16 protein-coding genes are annotated in these 17,360 nt (G+C 45.8%); 1 reads left to right on the top strand and 15 read right to left on the bottom strand.

Annotation, left to right across the window (positions count from 1 at the left end; all coding sequences use genetic code 11):
- Window positions 1–74: 74 nt before the first annotated feature.
- The 14 genes from IE070_RS05955 to IE070_RS05890 form a co-directional block, all read right to left on the bottom strand.
- Complete coding sequence (locus tag IE070_RS05955; RefSeq protein WP_189481447.1) at window positions 75–1,337, bottom strand: vWA domain-containing protein; 1,263 nt, start codon at window positions 1,335–1,337, stop codon at window positions 75–77.
- Complete coding sequence (locus tag IE070_RS05950) at window positions 1,334–2,461, bottom strand: ATP-binding protein (RefSeq protein WP_189481445.1); 1,128 nt, start codon at window positions 2,459–2,461, stop codon at window positions 1,334–1,336. Before IE070_RS05950 ends, IE070_RS05955 begins: the two co-directional genes overlap by 4 nt.
- 132 nt (window positions 2,462–2,593) lie before the next feature.
- Window positions 2,594–4,597, bottom strand: coding sequence for a flagellin N-terminal helical domain-containing protein (locus tag IE070_RS16765; protein ID WP_189481443.1), 2,004 nt, complete (start codon window positions 4,595–4,597; stop codon window positions 2,594–2,596).
- 328 nt (window positions 4,598–4,925) lie between these two features.
- Window positions 4,926–5,105, bottom strand: coding sequence for a hypothetical protein (locus tag IE070_RS16585; protein ID WP_229796950.1), 180 nt, complete (start codon window positions 5,103–5,105; stop codon window positions 4,926–4,928).
- Window positions 5,106–5,362: 257 nt separating this feature from the next.
- Complete coding sequence (locus IE070_RS05935; protein WP_189481441.1) at window positions 5,363–6,361, bottom strand: F0F1 ATP synthase subunit gamma; 999 nt, start codon at window positions 6,359–6,361, stop codon at window positions 5,363–5,365.
- On the bottom strand, window positions 6,358–7,884 hold the full coding sequence (locus IE070_RS05930) for an alternate F1F0 ATPase, F1 subunit alpha (protein ID WP_189481439.1): 1,527 nt from the start codon (window positions 7,882–7,884) through the stop codon (window positions 6,358–6,360). Before IE070_RS05930 ends, IE070_RS05935 begins: the two co-directional genes overlap by 4 nt.
- Window positions 7,881–8,687 (bottom strand): F0F1 ATP synthase subunit delta, encoded by an 807-nt coding sequence (locus tag IE070_RS05925; RefSeq protein ID WP_189481437.1) that lies wholly within the window; start codon window positions 8,685–8,687, stop codon window positions 7,881–7,883. The genes IE070_RS05930 and IE070_RS05925 overlap by 4 nt, the downstream gene beginning before the upstream one ends.
- A gap of 3 nt (window positions 8,688–8,690) precedes the next feature.
- A complete protein-coding gene (locus tag IE070_RS05920) occupies window positions 8,691–8,972 on the bottom strand; it encodes a F0F1 ATP synthase subunit C (protein ID WP_189481765.1) in 282 nt (93 codons plus the stop codon).
- 24 nt (window positions 8,973–8,996) lie between these two features.
- A complete protein-coding gene (locus tag IE070_RS05915) occupies window positions 8,997–9,734 on the bottom strand; it encodes a F0F1 ATP synthase subunit A (RefSeq protein WP_189481435.1) in 738 nt (245 codons plus the stop codon).
- Window positions 9,724–10,068, bottom strand: a complete 345-nt coding sequence (locus IE070_RS05910; protein WP_189481433.1) for an N-ATPase subunit AtpR — start codon at window positions 10,066–10,068, stop codon at window positions 9,724–9,726. Before IE070_RS05910 ends, IE070_RS05915 begins: the two co-directional genes overlap by 11 nt.
- On the bottom strand, window positions 10,061–10,375 hold the full coding sequence (locus tag IE070_RS05905; protein WP_189481432.1) for an AtpZ/AtpI family protein: 315 nt from the start codon (window positions 10,373–10,375) through the stop codon (window positions 10,061–10,063). Before IE070_RS05905 ends, IE070_RS05910 begins: the two co-directional genes overlap by 8 nt.
- A complete protein-coding gene (locus tag IE070_RS05900; protein ID WP_229796948.1) occupies window positions 10,365–10,760 on the bottom strand; it encodes a F0F1 ATP synthase subunit epsilon in 396 nt (131 codons plus the stop codon). The genes IE070_RS05905 and IE070_RS05900 overlap by 11 nt, the downstream gene beginning before the upstream one ends.
- Window positions 10,747–12,195 carry a F0F1 ATP synthase subunit beta gene (gene atpD, locus IE070_RS05895; protein ID WP_189481430.1) on the bottom strand — a complete coding sequence of 483 codons (1,449 nt, stop codon included), beginning with the start codon at window positions 12,193–12,195 and terminating at the stop codon, window positions 10,747–10,749. The genes IE070_RS05900 and atpD overlap by 14 nt, the downstream gene beginning before the upstream one ends.
- Before the next feature lie 350 nt (window positions 12,196–12,545).
- Window positions 12,546–13,352, bottom strand: a complete 807-nt coding sequence (locus IE070_RS05890; RefSeq protein WP_189481427.1) for a substrate-binding periplasmic protein — start codon at window positions 13,350–13,352, stop codon at window positions 12,546–12,548.
- Window positions 13,353–13,566: 214 nt separating this feature from the next.
- On the opposite strand from IE070_RS05890, the gene IE070_RS05885 reads away from it, so the two are divergent.
- The gene (locus IE070_RS05885) at window positions 13,567–14,253 is read left to right on the top strand and encodes a 2OG-Fe(II) oxygenase (protein ID WP_189481425.1); all 687 of its coding nucleotides are present in this window, start codon (window positions 13,567–13,569) and stop codon (window positions 14,251–14,253) included.
- Between the two features lie 52 nt (window positions 14,254–14,305).
- On the opposite strand, the gene IE070_RS05880 is transcribed toward IE070_RS05885, so the two are convergent.
- Window positions 14,306–17,212 carry a UvrD-helicase domain-containing protein gene (locus IE070_RS05880; protein ID WP_189481423.1) on the bottom strand — a complete coding sequence of 969 codons (2,907 nt, stop codon included), beginning with the start codon at window positions 17,210–17,212 and terminating at the stop codon, window positions 14,306–14,308.
- Window positions 17,213–17,360 lie beyond the last annotated feature (148 nt).

Genomic DNA, 17,360 nt, shown 5'->3' with positions numbered 1-17,360 from the left:
CAGCTATCGTCATGATGCTGGCGTTATGTGCTTAAGGTTTTATCAAGAGATGTTATTTCTTCATTTTATCCGGTTCATTGAAGATGCAGCACTTCGCCCCACTTTACCGGCGGCTGACCATCAGGGCTTAGCACCCAAATTACCGGATAAGCAGGTGCCTCTACTGGCGCATTGCCATAACCATCTGTAAAAAATATTAGCGCATTGGGTACGCCCACATGATCCGGATCGTCTGCGATATAATGAAATACCGGGGTAAAACTGGTGCCGCCTAGCCCCTTAGCTTGCCACTTTGTGAGCGCGGCCAGATCAGATTTGTCATAAAAGCTGATATCGGTAATGCTGGCATCGCAGCTTATCACCTGCAATTGTACCTGTTCAAAACCTTGTAAGATGGCAGTAAGCTCGGCTAAAAACTTTGGCAAGTCTTGTAAGGTGCTTCCGCTGGTATCAATGGCGAGAGTCAACCGCAGACACTGCCCTTGCCTGCCAGGTAAATATAAACCCTGAGCCAGATAGCGTCGGGCCGGTTTATGCCATTGATAACTGCCACTTATGGTGCGCTGAATAAAACGCTGTAATAAGGTAGGCCAATTCAGCTGTGGTTTCAGCGCATTTTTTATTACCTGTTGCACATCTGCCCCGAAGCTACCTGCAGTAACCCCAGTAACTTGTCCCGCTGAGGCGGTAAATTCGCGCCAACGTTCAACATCCATTTCAGTGGGGCTTTGTGGCCGGAAATCAGGGTCAATCTTAAATTCCACTAAATCTGGCATACTGAGATCAGGTTGATGTTGGTCAAACTGTGCTCCGCCAGCGGGTAATCGATTGCCAGGCTGATAGTAGGTTTCTGTCCACTCGTTTTCCGGTAATTTACCCAGCAAGGTATAAACTTGCTCGGCAGATTTACCACGATAACTCTCATCAAATAAAATATTATTAGGCAGATCATCACGTTTAAAAAAGTAGCTCAGGATGCCATTAATTTCATAATCACAGGCGAAATTCCACCGCTGTTGATCACGCTGTTGTTGGCGTAAAAAATGCCCCATAACGCAATGCCACACCTCATGTGCGATAACGAACCGCCGCTGTGACGCACTGCATTTACGCATAAACTCCAGGTTAAAAAAGATATGCTGGCTATCGGTGCAGGCGGTAGGCAGCCGATCATCCACCACCACAACCATTTTTAAGCGCATGGCCAACACCGCCACAAAAGGCTGGCTCAGCAACATATCTGAACGCAGCTGCGCTAACTCTTCTTGCATCTGCTGTTTATCCCGTAGTTCCAGCGCATTGGGATAGCGACATTGAATACTGAGCGGCGCTGTCATATCGGCGCATCCTCGGCCAGGTTAGCCCCTTTACCCAGATTAACCTGCTGCCCGTGTTTATCAGACCACTGGCTAAATTTGCTATGCCCCAGCAGTAAATCGGTTCGTCTTTGAACTTCACTCTCCTTTGGATGCTGTAAACAATCTACCAATGCCAACGTAGCGAAGTCGGCGCTCATGGCAACGCCAATATCCAGAAAACGCCCAATACGGGTGTCTAACATAGTATCTTGCCGCCAAAGCTGATGACTTAAAGCAGAGCAGAAAGCAAATAGCATATCTGGCCGCTCCGGGATCTGAATAGGCACTTTGCCGTTGAGCATTAAATCAATATCTGGCATCTCAGAGCGTGATTTCAAAAAGGCGATTAACTGATAAGCCGCACCCGGTCCCACTAAACCACAGAGTATTTTTTGCAGCAGGCTTTCGCCTAATTGCTCGCGCTGTTTTAGATAAAACGACACTTTCTCCCAACTGCGCGGGCTAGGCCAACCCCGTTCAACGTCGGTTTCCATATCAAAAAAACATTGTGGTTGATAACGCAAAAAGGCAATCATGCCATCGTCGAGTTCATGATTACGTGCCCACAGCGTCCAGCTGTTTAAGTCGGCTTTAAGCTCCAAATGGCAAAACCGGTTCGCTAAGGCGCTAGACATGGTATAGGCCACTGCGCGATCGCCACTGCGATTCCCTGCCGCTAATACCAACCAGCCAGGGGGTAATTGGTAAAGATCACCTAGCCGCCGATCCAGAATAATCTCATAAGCCGCAACTTGCAGGCTGCGATCGGCCGCAGTGATTTCATCAAACAGAATAATGCCACGGCTGTTCGGATCGCGTGGCCACTCGCCACTGAGTAGCCAGTCAACCTGATCACCGCGCACCACCGGTAAACCACGAATATCCACCGGCTCGCGCTGGGCAAGCCGGATATCGATAAAGCCAATCCCCTGTTTTTTGCACAGTTCGCGTACGATAGTACTTTTACCTACACCCGGCGGCCCCCATAGCATCACCGGCGCGACCAGCGACGCATGCTCAGCGTTTTCCAGCAGCTTTAGCTGTAACGAAAGAAATTGTTGTAACTCTTTTGGGGTGGTTAAGATCTGGCGATTTGCGGACATAGACACCTCTGACTAGTAGATAACCCAGCATAAGGCAGTGTTGCGACAAGATATGTCGCGGGTAAGGTACCTTTGCACAAAAGCTCGTCACAAAGAACTGTAACAAAAATCAATATTAATGAATTACCGTTTTTAGCGAGTCAATAAACTCAATACTTGATTTGGCCTTAAATTGGCTTGGCTTAATAAGCTTGATGCGGCTTGAGTTACAATCTGCAGTCTCGTGAGCTCAGCTGTTTCTTTAGCAAAGTCAGTATCTCTTATTCTAGAGCGAGCGGTCGAAACATTTTCGCTGGTATTAGTTATATTACGGATAGTACTCGCGAGTCTGTTCTCAATCGCCCCTATCGAGCTTTGCTGAAAGCCCAGCTGAGACAAACCAACATCTATAGACTGAACACTTAATGCTGCTGATTCAAAAGTACTGATATCCATTCTTGAAATAATAGCTTCAACTCGATCCTCCAAAACAAAGCCAAGTTGGCTGGCATTGTTTGAAGATACCTCAAGGTTTGTAAAGCCATCACCGAAGCTTCTCAGCTCAATTCTTGGAATATAAATACCTGGTTTGAGTTCAGGAAAAAATACACCCGCGTTAGGACCGCTGATCGCAACATCACCAGAAGAGACTAAAGTAAGACTCAGTGCATTACCGCCTAAACTAAGTTGAGCACTGACACCAGAACCACTCAGTTGAGTGTTTAATTGATTAATAACATTGGTACGATAATATGCTGCTTCCTCTTGAGGATGAATCAATGGGTTATATTCTTGGATGGACGTTAGATCAATATCTTGTCCATTGATGCTAAAATTAACTGCATTAGAGAGTTCCGAGGGTAAAAAGCTTGTTCTGAAACTTACTGAATTTAAAGCTCTCGCAGTTACTGGAGAATTATTTGCAGGGTAGTCCGCTGAATTAATCGCATTAATTAACTGCGCTGAGCTGGTAAAGTTATCAGTAAAGTCAACACCGTTAATGGTAAGTGGATTCGTTGAGCTGATAAGACCTTCCAAATTATTATCTTTAGCAATACCATTAAAACGCAAAGGTGTATTTCCCGCCATACTGACACTAAAAGCTGTATCAGTTGTGATAAACGTTGATGGTATATAGGCGCCATCAGTGATTGCGGACATCATTAAGCCTGTACCATTAATGGTCAGTGTATTTTTATCCGGCCCCGAAAATGCAACGAGACGGGTTGAATCATTAAAGTTTGCTGATACATTCGCTGGTAGTCCACTTTGAATGCGATTTTTTATCTCAAAATATAAGTATTCACTTTCTGACTGTGCGCTAAGAGGATCATGAGGGACTATATCGTCGAAACGAATCTCAGTACCATTAATTGTTATGAAATCAGGAATGTTTGCCGGGTTTGTCGTATTTATGTTGCTGCGAAGCTTTACCGGCCCATCAACTGTGATATCTGCGCCAGGTAATGCCTGTACAAAATTTACAAAGCCATTAAAATCAAGACCGTTGGGAATGGTTACACCATTTATACTACCGCCTGGGCCAAGTAAAGCTTGTTCTTTTATGAAGCCAGTATTAGATTTATTGGGATTATCAAATTGCGTTCTAAAGCCAGTAAAGGTTTCTCGGGTTGCCCAGCCGTAGAAGCCAAGGCGTTGACTTCTGATATCTAAGTCAGTAATTGTGATATACTCATCGCTATCACCGTTTGCGCCAACCAAAAAATTTCCCTCATAATCACCGCGCGTTAGCGTGTTACCAGCAAAAGTAGTGGTATTGGCAACTCTGTCAATTTCTTGTTTTAGTGCCTGAAACTCTTTATCTAAAGCTAACCTATCATTATCGGTATAAATACCATTTTGCGCTTGAATGGCTAGCTGACGCATTCTTTGAACTAAATTAGTTACTTCACCAATAGCACCATCTGCGACCTGAGATACTGATATCGCGTCTTGAGCATTTCGAGTTGCTTGATCTAAACCGTTAATTTGAGACGTTAATCGAGAACTAATCTGCAATCCGGCAGCATCGTCACTTGCTGAATTGATGCGAAAACCTGACGATAATCTCTTAAAAACACTATCTAGAGCTTGGTTTGAGCTCATCAAAGCTCGATTGATATTTAATGCTGAGGTGTTGGTGAAAACAGAAAGCACTACTTAACTCCGCTTTAAAAGAAACTAAACTCCATACACAATTTATCGTCTAAGTCATGAGATTCTTTAATAAAAAACTTAGCTAAGCGGAGAAATTGAAAGAGATTGGCTAAAAATAACGCGTTGTGCACAAATTCATTGATTAAATTTCCTGTGTCGAAGATGCATATAAGCGACACACAAATTTATCAACGTAATTAGGTAATAAACACTGATATAATCGTTTGGCACAGCAAGACGAAGGCTAACCACATGTAAGCAGTAACTTGCTGAGTCGAATCAACCTTGGCAGCTGACGAATTAAAACTAATAAAGCGTAGATGTGATGCTAACCTATTAGCAAATCAAGCTTAAAGTTTCGAATAATTCTCTTATCGATACAGCTTTGCAAAAACTTATTCATTGCAGCCATATAAAAATTAAGCATTAAGGTATTAAATTCTTGCTCATGCTTAGCAGGCATATTAATGATAGGATAGCCATGCACTAACAAAATACTGTTCATCATAAAACGGCCAATGTTTACTCATATCGCAAAAAAACGGTACTCTAGCCATTTGTAAGAAAGCCGTAATGGCCTGGTCATAAATATCGCTTTCATATAAACCAGCTGCTAAATTTCATGCCATTTCTCTTCTAAAATATCCGGTGCTGGAGGAGTATAATCAGAGCCAGTAATAGAAACAAAACCTGGGCGGAATTAGCCTATTCACACCCAAAACATCAAGAAAAAAACAAACTAAACGCACCTTAAAACATCAACTGTTATTCAACCGATAATGCATTAAAGCCCGCAATAACATCAAACAACTCTTCATCAATGCCACTCTGCCTTAAGCCGTTGAACTGACTTTTCATTTTAAGTAATAGCTCATCAATATTTTTTTCTGCTCTTTGCATGGCAGCCAAACGGCTGGCGTTTTCACTTGCCAACGATTCCGCACATGCGCGGTACAAAGATACAAACAGAAATTCATGGATCAGTGCTAATTGTGTTTGCTGGTAGCGATTACCAAGGGGGTTGTTATTAGCATCTGAGCTGCTTTCTGTGTTTTTATGTGTGCTGTTATGCGCGCTTTTATGTGCGTTGTCAGATATGTTGGCAACCACAACTTCAGGTAGGTTATTTGTGGGCCAGGGCAAGAGTCTTACTTGTTGTTGCCACTGTTGATCCAGGGGCAACAAACGCTGTTTAACTGGGCGATAAATTGCACCTGACTGAGTATGATCTGGTTGGTTATGAAAAACTGCTACTTGGTTTATCTTGCCAGCAGCACGGTAAGTTTCCATTTCAAGTAAAAGCTCACTTACCAAAGGTGTGATAGTGTTGATTGCCTTGGGTAAGGCAAAACCTTGTTCCAGCGTTAAATTGCTTTGCATCAAACGAGATTGCAAGCGCTCGCCAACAACCCAGACAGTTTTATCGCTCTGTTGCTTTGCTAAATCTGCTAACACAAACTCGGCAAGACTCTCATTAAACTGCCCTACTAAGCCCTGATCAGAGCCAAAAACCAACACGCCCAATTTAGCCGTTCTACCCCCTGAGCTAATTAAGTGATTGTGGGCATCAGTGATATTTTCAGTTTGATTAAAACAGGCCCTCAAACCCAATTGCACGGTCCGGTAATAATCCCCTAAAGAATCCACCGCACGCTCGTACTGCGTGATATGAGATGCAGTCATTGCTTTCATGGTTCGTACCACGGCGAGCAAGTCAGCTGCGCTATTTATTTTACGTGTCAGTCCCGCGGTAGATTCACTCATGACGCTGCAGCAACAAATGACAGCAAACGTTTACGTGCCAAAGTAATAATCACATTATTGTCGTGTTCACTGATTGTTTTTTCACTGAGCCATCTGTGCTGAATATCATCCGGAATATCCTGCGCCGCCTCGCGCACAGCGAGTTCTGCTGCCGGCATATCGGCTAATGGAATCGCGTCAAATAGCCCTGCTGTTAACGCGAGTAAGAGTATAATTTGCCCAGCGACAGATACCGGTGAGCGCTCTGCTTGAATAAAGCAGGCACGAATGCGCTTGCCATGATCAACAATCGCTTTGGATTTATCATCTAATCGTGCACCAAAGCGGGCAAAGGTTTCTAATTCTTCAAATTGAGCGTAGGCCAACTTTAAATCACCCGCGACGGTGCGAAATGCAGGCAACTGCGCTTTACCACCAACGCGCGACACAGATTTACCGACATCTAGCGCCGGTAATACACCTAATTCGAACAACGCTGGCGATAAATATATTTGGCCATCGGTGATAGAAATAAGATTAGTAGGAATATAGGCAGAGATATTTTGTGCTTCAGTTTCGATAATCGGCAGTGCCGTAAGTGAACCACCACCGCGCGCTGTATTTAAGTGCGTAGCCCGTTCCAGTAACCGTGAATGGATATAAAAAATATCGCCAGGAAAGGCTTCTCGCCCCGGTGGTCGGTGTAACAAGAGCGATAACTCACGATAGGCCCGGGCATGTTGGGTTAGATCGTCATAAACAATAAGGACATCGCGCCCTGCTTCCATAAAAAATTCAGCAATACTGGTAGCCGCATAGGGCGCAATATAGCGTAAGCCTGGTGCATGATCGCCTTCACTTACCATTACCACCGTGTATTTGAGAGCGTCCTGCTCGGTTAATACCGCAATCATCTTAGCAACGGCAGAGGCTCGCTGGCCTATCGAACAGTAAATGCAAAGTACATTCTGGTCGCGCTGATTCAAAATGGTGTCGATGGCAATGGTGGTTTTACCGGTTTGACGATCACCTAAAATTAATTCGCGCTGACCACGGCCAATAGGAATTAACGCATCAATTACTTTTAAGCCCGTTTGCAGCGGCTCTGACACCGGTGCACGATCCATAATGGCAGCTGCTGCACGCTCTATTGGCCAACGTGTGGTACTTACTACCGGGCCTAGGCTATCCAATGCAGCTCCCAGCGGGTTGATGACTCTACCCAATAAACCATCCCCTACCGCAACGTCCATTACCCGTCCGGTACGTTCCACTGGATCGCCCGCTTGCAAGTGCCAAAAATCGCCGAGTAGCACCACACCTATGCTGGTTTCATCGATATTAAAAGCAATGCCAAAAATATTATTGGGGAATTTAAGCAATTCATCGGCACCCACGCCCGGCAAGCCAGTAACAATAGCATTGCCGTTGGACACACTACTGATCATGCCAATTTCGCGAGTCAATAAATCTGGCTTATATGCACGTCTTGCCTGTTGCAAGATAGAAAATGTCTGGCCTAGCACATGCTGCAAATCAATCATGGTGCTATTGCCGTTTTGGCGACTTGTCCCGCAACAGATTTATCTTCGCGAGCTCGGAGCAATTTGTGAACACTGTTTTTTAGCGTCGCAAGGTATTCGTCAATACTCCAAGATATTTGCTGGCCATTATTTTTAAGCGTTATACCACTGACAACGCCCGCTGCCGTTTCGAATTGCAATTGAACATCGGCCGAGAATAGCGTGTTTATTGCCACACTTAGGGCCGTTTTTTGGGTTGGTTCTAGCTCAAAAGCACTGTAAACCCGTATATGCTGCTTGTCACCAGACATGGCGTTGATAAAATCTCGTTTGTTATCGCCATCAATAGTGTCTAGTTTAGCGATAAATGTTTCGGTGATGCATTGTTCTAAACTGACTCCGGCTAGATCTGTCAGCACGTTGCGGGCGATAGCAAATACCTCGTCACTGGCTAAATTCTGTAACGCAATGTGTATAGCGTGTTGTTCTCGCGCTAAGGTTTGTTGCAGCGTTACGCTAAGTGCATCGGCTTGCTCGCGAGCGGCGGCGATTAAACTTGCCCGCTCAGTATCAGCAGCCGCTTTGGCTTGTTGCAGCAGGGTTTGTTTTTCCATGTCAAACTCTGCATTCTTTTGCGCAAACTCATCGTGGGCTTGTTGCGCGGTACGTTGTATCGTATCGGCACTTTTAAGCGCGTCGGCTATACGCTTTTCACGTGCATCTATGGCCTCTAAAATGGGCTGATAAAGAAAACGTTTCAGTAACCACACCAGGATCAAAAAGTTGAGTATCTGCGCACCAACAGTGAACCAATCTATCGCCATGGTTTATTTTCCCACCAACTGCTCGATAGCCAAATTCCAAAAAGGGTTGGCATACAAGAGGATCATCGATACCACGAAACAGTAAATGGCGGTAGATTCGATCATCGCCAGTCCCACGAATAAAGTACGGGTAATGGTAGCGGAAGCATCAGGTTGCTGCGCCAGCGCCATCAGTGCTGAAGACACCGCCTTACCTTCTGCCAAGGCCGGCCCCATGGTACCAAAACCGGTAGTAATGCCAGCCATGATGATGGAAACTAACGCAATAAATGTCGTGCTGCTGATCATATCCATACTAAAAACTCTCGGTTATTTAACGGCTTTTTTGGGCATTGCTGCTTGAGTTGGAACTTCACGTGAACGGGTAGCCGCCGCGATATAGACGGCTGCCAGAATAAAAAAGATATAAGCCTGTACCATGCCTGTCAGCAGACCGAGTAAAGTCATAACGACAGGAAAAATAAAGGGTGTAATGGCCAGCAAAATAGCGATGATCATGGCACCACTCATCATATTGCCAAATAATCGGACTGCCAGCGCCAAGGTACGGGACACTTCACTGATAATGTTAAAGGGCAACATAATTACTGAGGGCTGCGCATAGGACACCAAATAAGAGCCCAAGCCTTGATTAAGAATGCCAAACAAAGGCACTGCAATAAACACACATAAAGCAAGTGCAACAGTGGTTGACAACGATCCCGTTGGCGGCTCATACCCAGGGATAATAGTACTGATGCTGGCAGCCGCGACAAATAAAAACAGGGTACCAAGAAAGCCCAGATAAGGCCGAGGGTGTGTAAGGCCTACATCCTGAATTTGCTTTTCCAAGCTGGTGACAATAATTTCCAGTAGGTTGTGCCAGCGCGAGCGTGGCTTGCTTTCTTGCACAGCAGAATCGGGCGTAATGCCGGCAGACAATTTTCGGGTAATCCAAAAAGCGCTGATCACCAGCACCAGCATCAGTGCCCAGGTAAAAACGATAGTGGCATTAAGTTTAACGAAGCCATATTGCCAAAATATAATCTCGTCTGGACTAAGTCGCATTGTTATCACCGTCTCGTGAGCCCGGGTCAATGGTGCTATTGTTAATCTGGCGACTGTGCTGCTGGGCCAACCAGATAATTAAGAAACGCGCACTAATAAAACCTGTTAAACAGGCCAGTAAACGTGGCCATCCGCCAAAAGTAATGAAATAAATACCGACCACGGCTAAGCTTATCCGCAGAACCGAGCTTGTTAAAAACCACGCTCCGGTATGAGCAGATTGCAACCCTTTTTGCACCGTCCACCACAGTCCACCAAAAAAGAGCCCGCCCAATATGCCGCCACCTAACAGCGCCATAGCAAGCATTAAAAATCCTGAAGAGTAATCATTCATTTTTCGTATCGTCCTCTCGCATTGCCTGATGTTCCTTGTCAACCCAATGCCAGGCGTTAAAACAGCCCAGCGTTAATCCGGCAAAAATTAGCGCTACCGTCCAGTTATGCTGGCCAGGGTGATACTTATCCAAATACAAGCCCAGTGCCGCACCCAATAAGGTTGGCACTACCACCGACCAACCAATTAAGCCCATCATGCCAAGACCAAACCAAACACCTGGTGTGCTATTGCGCTTTGCCAGACGTTTTCGCGTTGCTTTACGCTGCACTTGTTCGGAAAAATCGGGCTTATTTTCAGGTTTCATGTTGAAACATGGCAAAGCGACGTAAAAAACCAGTTTCTAATTTCAACATGGTGGCATGCCGGTTTCTTTCCAGCTCGTCCTGCAGCAGAAACTCTTCTTCTACTAATTTGTGTAAAGTATCCAGATTGTTGCCAGCTACGGCGCGTCGTGTCGACACCAGTACCGTGTTGCCGGTTTTCACCAACACCCCTTCGTCAACAGCAATAAACATCTCATCTTCAGTTGCGTTGCTGTAGCTTAAAATGCCGGCGTTCAGCACGGCGACGCAGTCCAGCCGATTAGGTAACATACCCAGCGCCCCTTGCGTTGTCTCCACCACCATCGACAGCACGCCGGAAATATCAGCAAAGGCGGCAAAGGGCATAAATACTTTAAGCTGCATCATCTTTGAGGACATCGCCCTTCTCCCTTGCCGATTTGGTGGCTTTTTGTTCAGCCTCATCAATTGTGCCAATCATATAAAAAGCACTTTCAGGCAGGCTCTCAAATTCATCTGCCAATATGTTTTCACAGCCGGTAAGAGCATCGTTAAGGCTGACTAATTTGCCCGTTAACCCTGTAAATGCTTCAGTGGTAAAAAACGGTTGGGTAAAAAAACGCTCCAAACGGCGTGCCCGCGCTACTAACTGGCGATCTTCCGGGGTAAGTTGTTCAAGTCCAAGCATGGCGATAATGTCTTTTAGTTCAGCATATTGGGCCAGGGTGCGCCGAACTTCCCTGGCTAAGTTATAATGCCGCTCGCCAATGATGGCGACCGTCGCCATGTTAGAATTGGATTGTAAGGGATCGATTGCCGGATAAAGCCCTTCGCTCGCGCGTTGGCGCGATAGCACAATGGATGCCGATAAGTGTGAAAAGGTGTGAACCGCAGCAGGATCAGTGAAATCGTCGGCAGGCACATACACGGCCTGAATGGAAGTAATAGCACCGCTTTCAGTATTGGCTATCCGCTCTTCAAGCGCAGCCAACTCTGTGCTCATGGTTGGCTGATACCCCAGCCGCGAAGGCATTCTGCCTAGCAACCCCGACACCTCTGAGCCAGCTTGAATAAAGCGAAAAATATTGTCGATTAGCAGTAACACATCGCGGTTTTCATCATCACGAAAATATTCAGCCATAGTCAATGCTACCTGACCAACATGAAAACGGGCACCGGGCGGTTCATTCATTTGCGCGAACACCATCACCATGTTATCCAATACTTTGGCGGCTTTCATTTCCCGATATAGCTCCTCGCCCTCTCTTGAGCGCTCACCAATGCCGCAAAAAATACTGACGCCATCATGATGACCCAACATGTTGTGGATCATTTCGGTTAACAGCACTGTTTTGCCAACTCCCGCCCCACCGAATAATCCCGCTTTGCCGCCGCGCTCTAACGGCATCAGGACATCAATAACTTTGATGCCCGTTTCAAAAATTTCAGAATGAGTAGAACGACGTTCTAACCTTGGTGGTGCCTGATGTACCGAGCGCCATTGCACGTCGGTAAGCGGCGGCGCCTTATCGATAGTATCGCCAAAAACATTAAACATACGGGAAAGAATGCTAGGGCCTACCGGAGCAGTTAACGGCCCACCGGTATCCTCTACTGCCATACCTCGTTGTAAACCTTGAGTAGGCGTGAGCGCAATCCCTCGGACATGGGTTGCATCGGGCTGTTCCAGCACCTCAATCATTATTTTGCCATCGTCGGCACGCAGCAAAGTATGAATAGGCGGCAACTTTTTTCTGAATTGAATATCAACCACGCTGCCGCGAACAGCAACGACTGAACCATAATTAATGGCAGCATCGTGCAGTTGTGTATCCGTACCCATAAGAACTCCGGTAGCGTTAATCAATGCACTGAGAAAGTAGCTACAGATTAAATCCAAAAGCGTTATGCGTCTGTGCGCCACCGCACAATGGTGTTACATGCAGTTGTACCGTCTTTGTTTCTGTTTATCGTTACAGCAGTCATTTAACCCGCTGCTCTTTTTTGCTATCGCAAAAACAGGCATCGTTCCAAGTACCCAAATGGCGAAGAACTCAGGTGTTCTGCTGACGCATAGAAAGCGGACATGAAGAATTGCAGTTACCCTTTAAACAGGTAAAGGTGATGAAATGAATTGTGAGAAAGGCAGTGTTAAATATAAAAATACGAAAAACTCACCAAAACTTTTTACCTTCATAACCCGAGGATTGAGATTTTAGGATCTGGTTTAAGTAATTTTAACTGGTGTTCACCTACTTGGTATTTGTCGATAATCTGCTGAATACTGCCGTCAGCGAAGCGTGCTTGCCAAGCATCGGCTAACTTTTCAACCTGTTCTTTGCTAATAGTTTTTTTGTTAAAACCAAAATACACTGGGGTTTCATACACTTTTAAAATAGGTTTTAGGTTTTTATCCTGTCTCCCCATATCATCTCGCCACGCGATAAAGGCCATTATATCGTCCAAAACACCATCAACTCGATTGTTTAGCAGCAATAAAATCTTATCATTGTTACTTACTATGGGCACAAAGACGTTGTTGCTTTTATGGGAACTTATAATGTCATCAATTTCTTGGCCGTAATAACTGCCATTTAAAAAGGCGATCATGCCAGTACTATAATTTTTTAGCTGTGCTACGTCGGTTATTCCTGCAAAGGCGTTATCAGCGCCTACTAAATAAATTTCTTCTAAATGATGTGGCCCAATAAAATAAAATTCTTTGCTGCGTGCCGCGCTATACGTCATATGAACGAGTACATCCAGCTCGCCCCGCTCAACTAACCTTAAGGCACGTAACCAAGGACTTGGAATGATATCGAGTTGGCAGCCGATATCTTCAGCCAACATCTGCAACAGCTCTATCGTTACCCCTTGCCAACGTTCATTTTTATGATCAATAAAAGGGCGAAAACTTACTTCACTGCCTAAACGTAATGAACACGCAGCTGCGGATGTTGAAGTGATTAAAAATATCATTGCAATGATGACTAACCGCATGCGCTCTCCATTGTCAGTATAAATATTCTGCTGACTGTTTTTAAAACGTAGCCTTTTTAACGCGAGCTGAGGTCCAACTACTAGCCGTACGGTTAAGGCTTGGCATTAAAAATGCTGAACCTGTGCCCAGCCATTCAATTCCCAACGGCTTTAATTAATGCAAAATGTTTCTGTATAATATCTCTTTTATTTTAGATTTTAGTGATTCGCAACCATGTGGCTTAACAAAGAACAGATCACTGATACTGCACTGCGCGCTTACCGACAACAGCTATCACTTAACTTACCACGCTATATGGTTATTGATCATCTTTTTGATAATAATCAACTGGAACAAGTACTAAAACAGCTGCAACAAGAAAACGGCTGGCAAACCCAGAAGCATACCTACGACAAGCTCTATGTGAATGATAAAAAATGGCAAAACACCCCCGAGCCAGAGCGCTTTGTAAAGCGCGATGTTTGGCTACGTAGCAGCACAACAACACAAAATAACCTTGCACAGCAGTTTTTAGATTATTTGCGGGGTGAGGAATTTCTTAAGCTACTATCACGGCTGTTTAAAGTACAGCTTACTGATAAAAACGTCGCTGATCCGGCGATTAATACCAATTACTTTCGGCTTGGCAGTAGCGATTTTGTGCACCAACATGCCGACGATTCGCCCGGGCGCGAAGTCTGTATGCTGCTGTATTTAAATAAAGACTGGCAAGCAGATCAAGGCGGTGATTTAGTATTTCAGGGGCAAGATAACAACACCATTGCCATCGCGCCGCTATTTAACCGCTGCGTGCTATTTGATCCCGCTTCACCTGGCGCTGAGCATTGGGTCAATGCGGTAAAAGCGGGAACAACGAGCCGTTATCGATACAATGTGACTAGCTGGTATTGGTCTGAATAATCAACAAAGCTGTAATTACGTTGAGCCCGCTGATGCTTTACTACGATCAATACTAATACAGCGATTTTTCGCTAACCCTTTGCGGCTTGCTATAAACAATCTGCTGCTCTTTGTGATGACAACTCTCGCCTTCTTTACGGTAATTTCTGCAGCCCCAAAAGCTGCCGTAGGGGCCGTTGCGTTGCACCATCTCGGCGCCACATTTAGGGCATACTGGCACCCAGCTATTACACCTATCGTTAAGACACACTTTAAAACGCCCTTGCCGTGTCATTGCTGCACTGCATTTGCCACAGCCGCGCTCTTTATGGTTGCACAGCGGGTATTTATTACAGCTAAAAAAAGTGCCAAACTGCCCTACTCTGGGCACCATAGTACCAGTTTTACATTTAACGCATTTAATCAACTGAAACAGCTGTTGGCTAAGCGAGGTGTCAAACTCATTTAGCTCCAGCGGATACTTGTCGTTTAACAGCTCCACTACAAATTCAGAGGCCACAGCCATATCGGTAATTAAATACACCCTATGCCGGGCACGGGTCAGGGCAACATAAAATAGGCGGCGCTCTTCGGCAAAGCGATAGCTTTCTGCGGCAGGTAATAACGCTTCTAGCAAAGGATGGGTTTGTTTATGCGAGGGAAACCCATGCTTGCCCGTTTCTAACCCCAGTAGCACCACATAATCGGCTTCTTTTCCTTTTGAGGCGTGAATGGTCAGGCTACTTAACGCAAGCTTAGGGAAGATGCGGCTAAGACGTTTTAACTCGGCGTTGTCGGGTAAATTAAAACCAAAGCGCCCGAGCAGATAGACACTGCTGCCCGCAGCGGCAACGCTATTAAGCTTAGCCAGCACCCGCTCTAGCCGACTTGGCTCGCCGGGTTGTTCGCGATTATCCGCGCGCAATAAAGACACTGCCGGATAATTTACCTGATTAAAGGTATTCAGCGCCTTGCGTACCTGCTGTGGGTTTTGCAGCACAAACTGCGAGGCCACAGCGCTAATACTGTTATTAAAGCGAAAGGTCAGATCCAGTGCCGTAATACAGGTATCACCAAAATGCTGGGTAAAGTGCGTAGTTAGCTGTAAATCGCTACCGGTAAAACGGTAAATGGCCTGCCAATCATCGCCTACACAAAATAGCGACGCCGCATTGCCCGTGCTACTGGCGGTATCGCGTAAATAGCGCACTAACCGAGCCCGTGGCTCGGAGATATCCTGAAACTCATCCACTAAAATGCTGCGCCAGCGGCTTTTAAAACGCCCGGTTTTTACATACTCAATGGCCTTGCCAATCATATCGTCAAAATCGATATGATTATGCCGATTAAGTTCACGCCGATAATCGTCTACCACAGGCAGTAATAAATCTAAAGCCGCTTGCACCTTTTCAGGATCAGGCGCCTTGGCAATGGCCGCCGCGAGTTGGCCAGGCTCATAACAATTGGCTCGGTAACGCTTTAACAAGTCCGCCAATAAGGCAGCAAACGCCGTGATTGCGCCAAACTCACGTAGGGTATCTAGCATCGCTTCATCGGGTAAAGGATCAGCCTGTACACCCAAGGCCGCAAGCTGTTGCTCCAACGCCTGATACAAGGTGCCTTCGGTATGCTGATAATGATACAGGCAAATAAGCTTAGTACCCTGAGTTTGGTGCAGCTGCACCTTCCAGGCCATCTCAGTATGATACTGTTGTCTATTAATATAAGGCGCGGTATTGCCAGCGCGATCAATACCAAAAAACTCCAGATAAATGCCGTATTCCGGTAAGTAAAAATCGGGCTGATATTGCCGATGCTGCAAGCTGGCCGTGCTATGCTCGTAAGGGGCTTCGTACTGATAGGCAATACCTAACCGTAACAAGTAATTGGCAATCAGACACTCGCCTAAACTTTTCACCTTTTCACTTTTTAACGTGCGAATATCGTTGGCCAGAATAAAATCGAAATACTCACCTTCGCTAGCAAAATCAAAGGGATTAGCCAGCGGATAAAGATAGTTCTGAAAATACGCCAGCACCAGCTTTTGATACGCCGGCGCCTGTAAGTGCTGCTCAAACCAATCATTAACCTGCTTGGCCAGTAATTTGTCATCCTCTGCCAGCGGCGATAACGACGGCTGCTTGCCCTCAACACGGGCAATAATATCCTTACCCAGTTTATGAAAGGTGCTAGCGCGAATGCCGCAATCGCCAAGGCGCAGCTCCAGCCGCTCTTGCATCTCAGCGGCGGCCTTATTGGCAAACGCCAACATCAAAATTTCATCAGCTTGCAGCTGACCGCTTTGCAGCAAATAGCCGGCGCGCCCAATCATTACGCTAGTTTTGCCGGTACCAGCCCCAGCCAGCACTAAATTGTTATCTTCATCATGCACACAGGCTAAGCGCTGCCACTCAGTCAGTGGCTTGCTCTCTACCGTATCAAAAAAGCCTTTATAAGTAGCAAGCTGCGTTTTAACATAACGCTGGCGCAACTGCTGCCACGCGTTTTCACCCCAAGCCGCCCAGCACAGTAACTTCTCAAAAGCCGATACATCCAGTTCTGGAAAAAGAGCTCGCTCTGGCGAGCGCCCAAACCGCGCCACCGCTTGCTGCGCGAGTTGAGTAACCAAGGTTAAATGCGAGGTCTTTGGGTAGCCTTTTGCTAATAACGCCTCAATGGCCGACACAACCTTTACCAGATCTGGCTGCAATTGGCCTAACCATTGCCGCTGCAACCAAAGATAATGCTGCGCCCCCGCCGCTTTAGGTAAAGCCCCCAAGCGTAACTTGCCCTGATCCGTTGTCACTACCAGCGAGCTAAAAAACACGCCACGGCGAAACCCTTGCGGATTAGCAAAAGATTCAGGCAGTACCGAAACCGTTTGGCCATTGGCCAAAGTAAGCTGCATTCCCTTTGCGGTGACATTGACTTGTACTGGTTTTTGGCCGAATAAACGCGGCAGCCAGTGGGGGTTAAGCATTAACGTATTTGCTGAAAGCTGAGTACTACTAGATCTCAATCGTGAATATTCCTAATTACACTGCTATTTTTTATGAAGGCTTTTTTAAATTATCTAAACTCTCTCGCATATAATTGCAGCATAGTAAATCATTGAAATTTATAGTCAT

Origin of the sequence: Alishewanella tabrizica, from assembly GCF_014652375.1 — a bacterium.
GTDB classification, from domain to species: Bacteria; Pseudomonadota; Gammaproteobacteria; order Enterobacterales; family Alteromonadaceae; genus Alishewanella; species Alishewanella tabrizica.
Note: the sequence above shows the minus strand (reverse complement) of the source record. Positions and strands in the feature narration are given on the sequence as shown.

Excerpts from the sequence above, each read along its gene's own strand:
- IE070_RS05890 (WP_189481427.1), bottom strand. The coding sequence starts at position 13,352 with ATGCGGTTAGTCATCATTGCAATGATATTTTTAATCACTTCAACATCC.
- IE070_RS05950 (WP_189481445.1), bottom strand. The coding sequence starts at position 2,461 with ATGTCCGCAAATCGCCAGATCTTAACCACCCCAAAAGAGTTACAACAA.
- IE070_RS05915 (WP_189481435.1), bottom strand. The coding sequence starts at position 9,734 with ATGCGACTTAGTCCAGACGAGATTATATTTTGGCAATATGGCTTCGTT.
- IE070_RS05880 (WP_189481423.1), bottom strand. The coding sequence starts at position 17,212 with ATGCTTAACCCCCACTGGCTGCCGCGTTTATTCGGCCAAAAACCAGTA.
- IE070_RS05900 (WP_229796948.1), bottom strand. The coding sequence starts at position 10,760 with ATGATGCAGCTTAAAGTATTTATGCCCTTTGCCGCCTTTGCTGATATT.
- atpD (WP_189481430.1), bottom strand. The coding sequence starts at position 12,195 with ATGGGTACGGATACACAACTGCACGATGCTGCCATTAATTATGGTTCA.
- IE070_RS05935 (WP_189481441.1), bottom strand. The coding sequence starts at position 6,361 with ATGAGTGAATCTACCGCGGGACTGACACGTAAAATAAATAGCGCAGCT.
- IE070_RS05930 (WP_189481439.1), bottom strand. The coding sequence starts at position 7,884 with ATGATTGATTTGCAGCATGTGCTAGGCCAGACATTTTCTATCTTGCAA.
- IE070_RS05925 (WP_189481437.1), bottom strand. The coding sequence starts at position 8,687 with ATGGCGATAGATTGGTTCACTGTTGGTGCGCAGATACTCAACTTTTTG.
- IE070_RS05885 (WP_189481425.1), top strand. The coding sequence starts at position 13,567 with ATGTGGCTTAACAAAGAACAGATCACTGATACTGCACTGCGCGCTTAC.
- IE070_RS05955 (WP_189481447.1), bottom strand. The coding sequence starts at position 1,337 with ATGACAGCGCCGCTCAGTATTCAATGTCGCTATCCCAATGCGCTGGAA.
- IE070_RS05910 (WP_189481433.1), bottom strand. The coding sequence starts at position 10,068 with ATGAATGATTACTCTTCAGGATTTTTAATGCTTGCTATGGCGCTGTTA.
- IE070_RS05905 (WP_189481432.1), bottom strand. The coding sequence starts at position 10,375 with ATGAAACCTGAAAATAAGCCCGATTTTTCCGAACAAGTGCAGCGTAAA.
- IE070_RS16585 (WP_229796950.1), bottom strand. The coding sequence starts at position 5,105 with ATGATGAACAGTATTTTGTTAGTGCATGGCTATCCTATCATTAATATG.